Origin of the sequence: Flavihumibacter sp. CACIAM 22H1 (assembly GCF_001601815.1) — a bacterium.
Taxonomy (GTDB): domain Bacteria; phylum Bacteroidota; class Bacteroidia; order Chitinophagales; family Chitinophagaceae; genus Flavihumibacter.
On record NZ_LUKG01000021.1, the window covers coordinates 19,563 to 31,062 of the forward strand.

Consider the following 11,500-nt stretch of genomic DNA (forward strand, 5'->3'; position numbering starts at 1 on the left):
CAGCTTTTAAAACAGGGCAAAATAACACCAGTAATGGGCAAGTTACTTGCAGGCCAGTACAGTAAAAAAATTAGCTTTATGCCGGAGAGAAATAGCAAGCTATATGAGTACTGGTACGCTCGATTCCCGTAGCTGGGAAAAGATTATTTTAGGTACGGCAGGTTTGGGAGGCGTATGGAAAAGCGTGGATCCGGACCTGTCTGTTGCAACAATACTACATGCGCTCAAAGAAGGAATTGGCGCAATTGATACGGCCCCTGCCTACGGTGACGCTGAACTATTTGTAGGGCAGGCAATCCGGCATTGGAAAGGTAAGCCTCCCTTTATAAGTACTAAAGTCGGCCGCTTAAAAACCTATACTTCCGATCAGGGGCGCTATGACTATTCCCCTTCAGCCCTTATTAATAGTGCAGAAAACAGTTTACAACAATTAGGAATTTCCCAGGTAGATCTGCTTTTCCTGCACGAGCCGGCTGCTATTCCTCCTCCACAGATAAAAGCTGCTGTTGAACAAATGCTGGTATTCAAAGAAACCGGTATTACAAAAAAAATCGGCCTTGGCGGAAACTATCCCTCCCTGTTCAAGAATTACCTGGAGGCAGGCATTTTTGACGTAGTTATGGAATATAACCGGCTCAATGCCTGTTGTACCGATGCCATCGGAAGTTCCCTGGCAGCCTGTACCGATAATGGAATAAGTTATTGGGCCGCCAGTCCACTGTATATGGGTTTACTTGGCCGTCGGTTTCAGGAATTTACCCAGTCTGCTCCGAATTGGCTGGATCGGGCAGCAATTGTTACCGCGCTGCGGCTGGAAAAAATTGCCCACACCCATCAACTCCCTCTGAGTACATTGGCTATACGTTTTATGCAAACTATTGCCTTCCCGATTAACATTGTTTTGGGGGCGTCTAATCAGCAGGAACTGGATCAAACCCTGGTTGCACTTAAAATGGGACCTCTTCCCGCAGCCCTGTTCCAGGAAATACTGGAGTGTATTAACGAGAAAAAATATAACAAGATTTAAATATGAATCAAATCGATCTGGAAACTTTTCATATTCACCGCGTTCAGTTAAGGGTATTAGAGCCAGTGCCAACAGTTACCCCTTTTCAGGATGCTACCATGGGGCCTTTTAACAGGTTTGGATTATCCATACTAACTATTGAGGACGAAGACGGCAATATTGGAGAAGCGCCCATTTTTAATACGTATAACAATATCCTTGAAAAATGCCTGTTTCCTATTTTATTTTATAATGACGGACTTCCTTACCGCGATCTATATAAGTTATTGTACTGGTCTATCAGGAATGAAGGCTTCCGGGGTCAGGCAGCTGCATTATTAGGTCAGTTAGACCTGGCTTTATACGATCTGGCAGCAAGGCGAAAAGGGGTACCCATGTACCAGTTTTTAAATGCGGAGCGAAACTGGGCAAGGATGTATGGCAGTGGGGGAGGAACGAATTATAGTTTTCAGGAACTGGAGACAGAAATGGTAAAATTTCTTGAAGCAGGTGCGGATTGTGTGAAGATGAAAATTGGCCGTAATTTCGGTTCAGACATGGCCGAAGACATTGAACGGGTAAAATTCGTACGACGATTAATTGGTAAAGAGGTAGCCTTAGCGGTGGACGCTAACCAGATTTGGACACTGAACCAGTCGCTTGACTTTTTGAACCAGGTTGCTGATCTAAACATTGCCTGGTTAGAAGAGCCCATTCATTCAGCAGCATATGCTGATATCGAAGAGCTTTGTAAACAATCTTATCTGAAAATAGCCTACGGAGAATCTGAACGTTCCGGAAAAATGTTTCCCGCTTTGGTTAATGCAGGGGTTAAGCACCTGCAACCAGTACCTACTCATTTAGGTGGTATCCAGGAATGGAAAGAAGTACGTGACCTGGCGATCAAACATGAAATCGATTTCTCCTCCGGTGGCTATTCGCTTTATACAGCCTCCTTTCTTGCTACAGCCCCCGAAAATTGCCCGGTTGAATACCTGTATTCCATTATGTTTGGACTAGAGAAATATTTTACGGTAAAGCCAGCATGGAAAAATGGGAAATATATATTTCCTGAAATAGCCGGGCTACCCATCCGCATAGATTGGGAGTACTGGAGCAATACGGACAAAGTATTGGTTCATAAAATCTGGACAAAAGAGAATGTTACCAAATACGCACCCGTTGTAAACATGTAACAGTTTAAAGAATCAATAGATGAGAATTTCGCTTGCCCCCCTGGATTACATCGTTTTAGTAGTTTATATCGTACTGTTATTACTGATAGGATTCTACCTGAACCGAAAATCTGCTAAGGGCAATGCCGATATCTTTCTTGGTGGCAGAATGTTACGTTGGTGGCAGATCGGCTTAAGTTTGTTTAGCGCAAATGCCGGGCCGATGATGTTAATTGGATTTGCAGGAATTGGGTTTTCACACGGTGTTGTAGGTAGTAATTTTGAATGGTTGGCCTGGATTTTTTTACTGATACTGGCCATGTTTTTCCTTCCCCATTACCTGGCTACCAAAATCAGTACCATGCCGCAATTTCTACAATTGCGGTTCGGAAAAAGATCGTATAATTTTCTTACCATTTACAGCCTGATCTCTATTTTACTGGTTTGGCTGGGTAGTGCGCTGTACGCAGGCGGACTTATTATTTCACAGATTTTCGACTGGCCGTTGATGTATGCAGTAATTCTTGTAACCGTAATTGCCACCAGTTTTACTGCTATTGGCGGATTGAAAGCGGTGGTCAGAACCGGAATTTTTCAATCGGTGATAATTATCGTGTCTTCTGTGATATTGTCCTGGCTGGCGCTTCAACGAATTGGTGGTATCGATTCCTTTGTGAATTCCGTGCCAACAGCATATTGGAAGTTGTTCAGACCGGCTTCTGATCCTCACTATTCCTGGATTGCTATTCTTGCCGGTTACCCTGTAGTGGCAATTTATTATTGGTGCGCAGATCAAACCATTGTACAGAAAGTACTGGCGGCAAAAGACCTGAGAGAAGGCCAATTCGGGGCTTTACTGTTGGCGGTACTTAAAATCATTATGCCCCTGATTTTTATTTTCCCGGGCATGATGTGTTATGTGTTGTTCCGAGACCAGGCACAGGAAGATAACGCCTATATTACATTGGTTACCCAATTGATGCCGAGCGGTTTATTGGGACTTTGCCTGGCTGCAATCATTGCAGCCTTGATTGATACCGTTTCTTCCGGTCTGAATTCTTTCAGTACGGTCTTTACCCTGGATGTGGCAGGCAGAATATGGCAACTGGATGAAAAGGCAAAAATTACAATGGGTAAATGGATTACCGTAGTAGCCGGACTTATTGCAATTGGTATAGCATGGTTGTTTTCCCGCTCGGGAAAAGGTTTTTTTGAGTTAAGCCAGGGTATGGTATCGATCCTGGCACCACCGCTTTCGGTGGTCTTTATTACAGGTGTTTTATGGAAAAGAATGAGTAGCCTTGCTGCTGAAGTGGTTTTATATGGCGGCGGATTGATTTGTTTAGTGATTGGCGTATGTACGGTATTGAATCTACCCCATGCCGGCTTTTGGCCACATTTTTTGATGCTTTCCGTTTATTTGTTTGCGGGCTTATTGGCAGTTGCCATATTGGTGTCTTTATTTTTCAAAACAACCACTGTTCAAACCAGTTTGCCCACCTTGCTTGAAATTGATAAAACAAGAGGAAATGACCTGCGCATGGTTTGGACAGGCTGGTTAGTACTGGCCGTGGTAATGTTATTGATTTATTGGATATTTAGTTGACGTGTACCCGGTTAATAGTAAAATATGTCTTTATGAGATACCTGCTTTTTTGTACGATCTTCTGCTGCCTGCTTTCCTGTAATGAACAAAAAGAAGAACGCCATCTGTTTGCGGTAAATATCAGCACAGAGCCCGATAAACTGCGTGAGTACCTCGATTATCACCAGAAAATATGGCCTGAGGTAGAGGCTGGTTTCAAAAATGCCGGCTATCGGTCAATAAAATTATACCATTATCAACACCTGGTTGTAATGGAAGTAATTGTTCCGGCAGGTGCGGATTTGGGTGAGTTGGGCAAAAAAGCAGCAGCTACTCATGCCCGTTGTGCAGCATGGAACAGTTTAATGGACAGTTACCAGTTAGGTATTCCAGGTACGGATAAAGGACAGAAATGGGTAGAATTGTCGGAGTTTTATCGTTTTCAACAACCCTGATATTAATTTATTCTTCCTCTGCACCAGCCAACTGGTATCGTTTCATAAACTGTTTGGGAGAAACGCCGTGCGCTTCCTTAAAATGTTTGTTGAAGTTTGAAATATTATTGTATCCGCTATTATAACAGGCCTCGGAAACATTATGTGTTTGCTCCAGCAATAGTTTGGAGGCATGCCCGATTCTCAGCTCTTTAATAAAAGCAGTCAGTGTTCTGCCCGTTTTTGATTTGAAAAACCGGCAGAATGCGGAGGACGACATAGGAATGATAGCTGCAACTTCTTCCAGGGTAATATTATTCCTGAAATTCTTGAAAATATATTCAAACACATTATTGATATTGTTAGCTTCTGTGGAGCTTTCAATAATGTTGCAACCGGGCGAACTCAGAAGCCGGGCGTTGGATGATCCGGCCATCAGGTCCAACAACTGTAATAGCAGGGCAGCTCTTACCAAGCCTTTTTCATACAGCATCTGCTGCATAATCATTTTTGCTTTACTGATGGTTTGTCCCGAAAATAAAATTCCATTGGCTGCATCTGAAAACAACTGTTTCAGGTGTTTGGCTTCTGGTTTTGTGAAAATTTCGTCGCCAAGAAAGTTGGGAAAAAAATGAATAATAATGGCATGCGCGGGGGCATGTTCGTCAATGGTCTGATAATATTGCCAGCAATGTGGCAAATAGCTGGCCATCAGAACCAATTCGGTTCCTTCAAAATCCGCAATATGATCCCCAATAAATCGCTTGCCAGAACAGTTTTCGATCAAGGCTATCTCATAATTAACATGACAACGGAAGGCCTGGTATTTTTTGATTTCGATAAACTCAGACCGGATAGTGAAGGATTGATCCGGAGGAAAAGTAAAGTTTTCGTAAATGAATTGCATTGCTCTTCAATCAATTGTTGAAATGTGTTGGAAAAGATACAGCAATTGCAGGATTTTTTTCAAAAAAATATCCTGCAAAAATAGCATCAAACCTCGTCAAATTCATTGTTGGGAAGAAAGCATTAAATAACAAATTTTAGGGTAATAAATTATTTCAAAAGATAAGGATCGTTTTAGCCAAATTCTAACCATTTATTTATGAGTAAACTAACGAAATTGCTGTTGACGGCAATCTGCGTGGGCTGTTCTATGCTCTTTTCCGTAGCGCTGGTGGCACAGGAAAGAGATAAAATAACAGGCCGCATAGTTGCTTCTGAAGATCAATCTCCTCTGCAGGGAGCTACAATTGTACTGGATGGTAGTAAAACAAGTACCCTGTCAGATGCAGCTGGCAGGTTTGAAATTACTGCTCCAAAAAATGCCCGCTTAACTATTTCTATGGTAGGTTTCCAAACCAGGAAAATTGCTGCAGGAGCCGGCTCCATGTTTGTTGAACTTACCCGGCAGGATGGTAGCCTGGAAGAACTGGTGGTGGTCGGCTACGGCACACAAAAGCGCGAATTACTCACCGGGTCGGTTGTAACCATGAAAATGGATGAGCCCAGGCGTAATACACCTACCACGTCGTTAGGTAATTTGCTGGCAGGGCAGATGGCGGGCGTTCGGGTAGGTACGCCAAACGGCATTCCAGGCACACAACCAGGCATCAATATACGTGTTGCAAGCTCTTTTAATGCACAGAATGTATTATATGTTATTGATGGAAAAGTAAGCGGTGCGAGTGATTTCAACAACCTGAGTCCCAATGATATTGAAAATATTTCTGTTCTGAAAGATGCTGCTTCCTCAGCGGTGTACGGTTCTCGTGCTGCCGGCGGGGTTATTGTTGTTACTACCCGGAGAGGTAAATCCGGGAGAGCGCAGATCAATTATTCATTTAGTACCGGATTTGAAAAAAGAGGAAAAAATGCGGAATTGACCAGTGCTGTTGAAACGGGCGAGTTATACAACCGCATCAATCCCAACTCAGATCCGGCCGGATGGAGATGGACCCAGGATGACCTGGATTATTTTAAGGGGATTAATAATGGTTGGGGATATGATCAACTCGATGCCGTATGGCAGGACCCATCTACAACCGCGCATAACCTGGGAATATCCGGGGGCGGGGAAAAAATAAAGTACTTCGTGGGTGGATCTTACATAAAGCAAGGTGCTTTTATGAAAAACCTCAGCTATGATAAGTATAATCTTCGTACTAATATTACCGCCGACCTCACTAAAAACCTCAGCCTTTTTGCAGGACTAACAGTGAACAATAACCTCAGTTATTCACCTACCAATACTTCGGTGGGTGATATCCAGGGTATTTACCGTAAACAGTTACTATGGCAGCCTGATCAGCCGGTATGGACCGATGCAGGAAATCCGATCGATTATGGCTGGATAGGAAATGTAGGGGCTGAAGTTAGAGGGGATGGAGGATATATTAAAAGTAATGGTATAAAACCAATTCTCAACTTACAGGCAACCTACAAAATTGCTGCTATTAAAGGACTAAGTGCATCTGCACAGTTTAATAAATCCTATACCAATAACCGCAGTAAATCCTACATGAAACAATATAACATGTGGGTAATGAAAAAGACTGGTTTACACCAGATCAGCACAAAAGATGAAGACCTGGTTACTTTAAAAAGGTCTTCCCAGGTTGGCAGGAGTTTTATCCGGGAAGATCATAGCTGGAGCAATGATTACCAGTTGAACTTTCAATTGAGCTATGATCGTACCTTCCATTCAGTGCATAATGTTAAAGGCTGGCTGATATATGAAAAAGCCGAAGCCCAGGGCGGAGGTATTTTTGCCGGAAGAGAAAGTTTTCCTGTTTACCTGACCGATCAGTGGTGGGCAGCCAGTGGCGATCGGCTCGATAGTTATGCGAATGGTAATCCTGAGTTTATTACCGGGCGTAAATCCTGGGTGGGTCAGTTCTTCTACGATTACGACAATAAATACATGGCCAGTTTTGCTTATCGCTACGACGGGTCAATGAATTTTGCACCGGATCAGCGCTGGGGATTCTTTCCCTCTGCATCTGCCGGATGGATTCTTTCTAAGGAGAATTTTTTCAGCAAGGTTAAAAATGTAGAAATGTTGAAGCTGCGTGCTTCTGCGGGTCTTGTAGGAAATGATGGTATCGGTGGATGGCAATGGCTGCAATCCTACTCTTCTGCCAACCCGGCCTATTTTGGAACCAATGGCGTAACCAATCCAGGAATCACCTACGGCTCGCTGGTAAATACCAGCCTCACCTGGGAAAAATCCATGAACTATAATATCGGGGTAGATATCAATTTCCATAAGCATTTTACCGCCAGCCTGGAATACTATACTACCAGAACCTATGATATTTTAGGTAGCAGGATAAATTCTGTTCCTCCAACATTCAGCCGTACCATCCCAGCCTCCAATTATGGCGAAATAAAAGCCCGCGGCATCGAAGCTATGGTAGGTTACCGGAACACAGCCGGACAGGTTAATTACTATGCCAATGTAAATGCTGCTTATGGTAATGCCAATTATGTGATACAGGATCAGAATATTACTTACCCCTGGCAAAAAAATCCTGGTAATTCAACCTCCAGGGTTACCGGGTATGAGGTAATCGGGATGATCCGTACCCAGGCCGACCTGGATAGATTACTGGCCGCTAATCCCAACTATAAATGGAACGGCGTTAGCCCTGCATTGGGACAGTTAATTTATAAAGACCTGAGTGGTGTAGAGGGTAAACCCGATGGAATCATCGATAGCTGGGATATCACCACCCTGAGGAAAAGAAATAACCCGATTTCAGTGGGATTAAATATGGGCCTTGAGTGGAAAGGACTTTCTATAGATGCCAGTTTTAGTGGAAACTTCAATCAATTCCGGTATGTGAATAATCTGGTTACCGGAAATGTGGAATGGAACCGGATGTGGCGTAATTGGTATACAGATGGATGGACCCCCGAAAATACGTCCGGAAGCTTACCGATCCGCTACTCTATCAACGACGGTACACAATGGGTAACCAACTCTGAGAGTGATTTTTGGTTAAAGAATTCAAGCTTCCTCCGCCTGCGGTTATTAAATGTGGGTTACCAGTTGCCCGATCGGATTACCAATATTATTGGTTTGCAGGGATTGAAACTATTCTTCAGCGGATCTAACCTGTTTATGTTCAGCCGGTTTGGTAAAGATTTTTACGATCCTGAACTGGGCGATGGGTTCTCCTATCCAACTATGAAAAATTTCAACTTCGGTGTTAATGTATCGCTTTAAGAAGCACTAAAAATGAGCTTAGTATGAAAATACGTATAAAAATAAATAGTTTTCTGACGGGCCTCCTGCTATCCGGACTACTGCTGCCCTCCTGTAAAAAAGGCCTGGATTATGAAAATACCAATTCAATTGTACCAGATAATGTGTGGAAGGACCCTGTTATGATCAAAGCCTTTCTGAATGATATCTATGGCGGACAAATGCCGGGCTGGCCTTTTAATGGAAATGCTTCGGACGAAGGAATTTCCGTTGCAAAAAGCCTGGGTAATTATCAACGCGGTATTATTTCAGTAGATGGCACAACCTCCGCCTTAAATTATACATTTATTGACCGGGTGAATTATTTCCTGGACGAAATGGACCAACTGCCTGCAGGTATACTTCCGGAAGTGGAAAAAAACCAACATATCGGTGAAGCCAAGTTCTGGAGAGCCTGGACCTATTGGGGAATGGTCAACAACGTAGGTGGTGTTCCCTTAATCCTGCACAAACAAAATGCAGCAGATGTGCAGGGATTATTCCAGCCTCGAAACAAAACATCGGAGTGCGTAGCACAAATCATTAAAGACCTGGACAGTGCCATTCTTTTATTGCCGGGTGCCTATGCCAATACTGCTACCGATTATGGGCGTATTACCAAAGTAGCTGCCATGGCTATGAAAGGGCGGGTTTTACTAAGCTATGCCAGCCCGCTTTTTAATCCGACCAATGACCAGGCACGCTGGCAGGCTGCTTATGACGCCTGTAAAGCCGCCGTTGATGAAGGTATTGCGCAGGGGCATGCACTACATCCCGATTTTCGTAAAATCTGGTACCAGGAAAGAAACAAAGAAGTGGTTATGGTTAACCAGTTTTTCCATCCCGGGCATGCCGTTAACTTTAATGTAATCCGTCCCGAACCAATTACCAAAGATGCATCGAATGCGAACCAACCCATCTTATCCCTACTACTGGCCTTTCCAAAACGCGATGGCTCTCCACTACAGTTTGATAAGGATCAGTTGGCAGATCCGGAATACAATACTGAATTCCTGAACGATTTTTATGCAAATCGGGACGACCGGTTTTATTCGACCGTTTTCTTTGGGGGTACTCCTTATCCTACGCCAGATGAAGTTTCACCTATTTATATAAAAGGAAACAGCTTTTGGAATGTCTGGAAATGGGACGCCGCTAACAGCAAATACATCAATATGCTCAATGTAATTCATCCTTCCATGCCCGGAAACCCAGGTATAACCGGATTTTTCCAGCGTAAAGGATTGGATACTACCTTGGTGGCTGCGCTTTCTAACCAGGGACAAACGGATTGGATTGAAATGCGATTTGCTGAGTTATTGATGAACTATGGCGAAGCAGCCAATGAATTAGGTAAAACCAATGAGGCCCTTCAGGTATTGAAAGACATTCGTCAACGGGCAGGTATTACTGCGGGAAATGATGGGAATTACGGCATAACAGCTAATTCAACGGCAGCTATTCGGGAAGCATATATTAAAGAACGCCAGGTTGAGTTTGCTTTCGAAAATAAACGCTTTGGTGATCTGCGTCGTTGGAAACGTTATGATATTCTGAATAACCAGGGAGCCAGGCACGGGTTATACATTACCATCAAAGAGGGCGAAACCCTTCCGCTTCCTTCCGACAATATAATGACGCCAGCGGTACGTTCAAAATTTGTAGCCCGTTATATTGACAACCTGGATGGTGATGAAACCTTTAAATTTAACCTGGATTTGAATCACTGGTTTTATGCCATTCCTCCTAACCAGATTTCCCAGTCTAAAAATGTACTGGAACAGAACAATGAGTGGGGCGGAAGTTTTGATCCCCTTCAATAATTCCTTTCCACCCGACTGGTTACCGGTCGGGTGGAAACTTTAATTAAACAGTCGACTGATGCAAAAAAGCTTAGTAGTTACATTAATCTTTCTCCTGGCCGGGCCCGTAGTTTTTTCGCAATGGAATTTTTCAACGGATTATTTCAGTATCCATATCGATAAGCAGGGATTTATTACCAGCATGAAAAACCGTTCTTCCAACCCGGCCCGGGAATTCAGCGCGGCTGGCAAACCATCTCCTGTTCTTCAACTTTATAATGGCAGCACCCAGGAATATTACCTACCCGTAAAAGCGGCTTATCAGGCGGCATCCAGGCAGTTGGTGCTAACATTTTCTAATGGGTCTGTAGCAAGGGTACAGCTCGAACTCCGTAAAAAATATTTCCGCTTTAGCCTGTTGTCAGTAAGCAATAGGGCCCAGATTGAAGCTGTTCAGTGGGGCCCGTATGCTACCAATATTACCAATCTCATGGGAGAAATAATTGGCGTAGCGCGCGATACCAGTGCTGCTATTAATTATGCAATTGGTTTGCTGGCCTTAAATGATAATACGCTGGGAGGATTAGCTACTACTATTGCAGATGCCGCCCCGTTTCAATATATCATTCATACCCCCGATCCGCATCGGTTTCCATTACCCGATAGCTTACGGGAAGGGCAGGTGTTTAGCCTGGGTGGAGACGGTATCAGTGATGTTGCTTTTTATGCACATAAAGAACCCTGGTACAGGATTTTATACGGAGATGCTGCGCAGGTAGACGAAAAAGGTCAGATTTCCATTGCCTACCAGTCGAGAGACCGCTCAAAAAAGAGGGAAGTATTTTTTTCGCTGATTCCTCATATGAAGGCCAATATACCCAACCATATTGAGGTGCAGCCTTTACCAGGCGTAGATTATATCGGTTCATCCGTGGCTTTTTACGGAAGCCCCGATAGTATTGCACTGATGGAAGTGATCCGCTCCATCGTAGTTGCAGAAAAACTGCCAATGCCACATTTTAACGGTAAATGGATTAAAGACCCCGCTGCTTTTGTTCCCGATGCAATGGCTGCCGGTAACCTCAATGACAGCATCATTTCCTATACGCGCCGCCTGGGTTTTAAAGCAATCAGCTTATATGACCAAGGTTTTTTACGGCCCGACCGGGCCAATGCCGGCTTCATAGATGGAAGGGATTTTAGCCGAAAACCAATCAAACTAACATCCGGCAACCTGTCTCATAAAACC

7 protein-coding genes and 1 pseudogene are annotated in these 11,500 nt (G+C 43.7%); 7 read left to right on the forward strand and 1 reads right to left on the reverse strand.

What is annotated here, in order from left to right; all coding sequences use genetic code 11:
- Positions 1 to 103 precede the first annotated feature (103 nt).
- The 4 genes from A1D16_RS08040 to A1D16_RS08055 are packed head-to-tail and all read left to right on the forward strand — an operon-like array spanning position 104 to position 4,221.
- A complete protein-coding gene (locus A1D16_RS08040) occupies positions 104 to 1,027 on the forward strand; it encodes an aldo/keto reductase (protein WP_290708847.1) in 924 nt (307 codons plus the stop codon).
- A gap of 2 nt (positions 1,028 to 1,029) precedes the next feature.
- Entirely contained in the window at positions 1,030 to 2,202 is a 1,173-nt protein-coding gene (locus tag A1D16_RS08045) for an enolase C-terminal domain-like protein (RefSeq protein WP_290708848.1), read from the forward strand.
- A 19-nt stretch (positions 2,203 to 2,221) separates the two neighbouring features.
- The gene (locus tag A1D16_RS08050; protein WP_290708849.1) at positions 2,222 to 3,787 is read left to right on the forward strand and encodes a sodium/solute symporter; all 1,566 of its coding nucleotides are present in this window, start codon (positions 2,222 to 2,224) and stop codon (positions 3,785 to 3,787) included.
- Positions 3,788 to 3,819: 32 nt separating this feature from the next.
- A complete protein-coding gene (locus A1D16_RS08055; RefSeq protein WP_290708850.1) occupies positions 3,820 to 4,221 on the forward strand; it encodes an L-rhamnose mutarotase in 402 nt (133 codons plus the stop codon).
- A gap of 7 nt (positions 4,222 to 4,228) precedes the next feature.
- On the opposite strand, the gene A1D16_RS08060 is transcribed toward A1D16_RS08055, so the two are convergent.
- Entirely contained in the window at positions 4,229 to 5,107 is an 879-nt protein-coding gene (locus tag A1D16_RS08060) for an AraC family transcriptional regulator (protein WP_290708851.1), read from the reverse strand.
- Between the two features lie 198 nt (positions 5,108 to 5,305).
- Between A1D16_RS08060 and A1D16_RS08065 the strand changes: the two genes are divergently transcribed.
- From A1D16_RS08065 to A1D16_RS08075, 3 genes and pseudogenes are all read left to right on the forward strand, one after another.
- Positions 5,306 to 8,431 carry a SusC/RagA family TonB-linked outer membrane protein gene (locus tag A1D16_RS08065; RefSeq protein ID WP_290708852.1) on the forward strand — a complete coding sequence of 1,042 codons (3,126 nt, stop codon included), beginning with the start codon at positions 5,306 to 5,308 and terminating at the stop codon, positions 8,429 to 8,431.
- 23 nt (positions 8,432 to 8,454) lie between these two features.
- On the forward strand, positions 8,455 to 10,272 hold the full coding sequence (locus A1D16_RS08070; RefSeq protein ID WP_290708853.1) for a RagB/SusD family nutrient uptake outer membrane protein: 1,818 nt from the start codon (positions 8,455 to 8,457) through the stop codon (positions 10,270 to 10,272).
- A 58-nt stretch (positions 10,273 to 10,330) separates the two neighbouring features.
- Positions 10,331 to 11,500: pseudogene (locus A1D16_RS08075) on the forward strand (hypothetical protein); the annotation flags it as partial.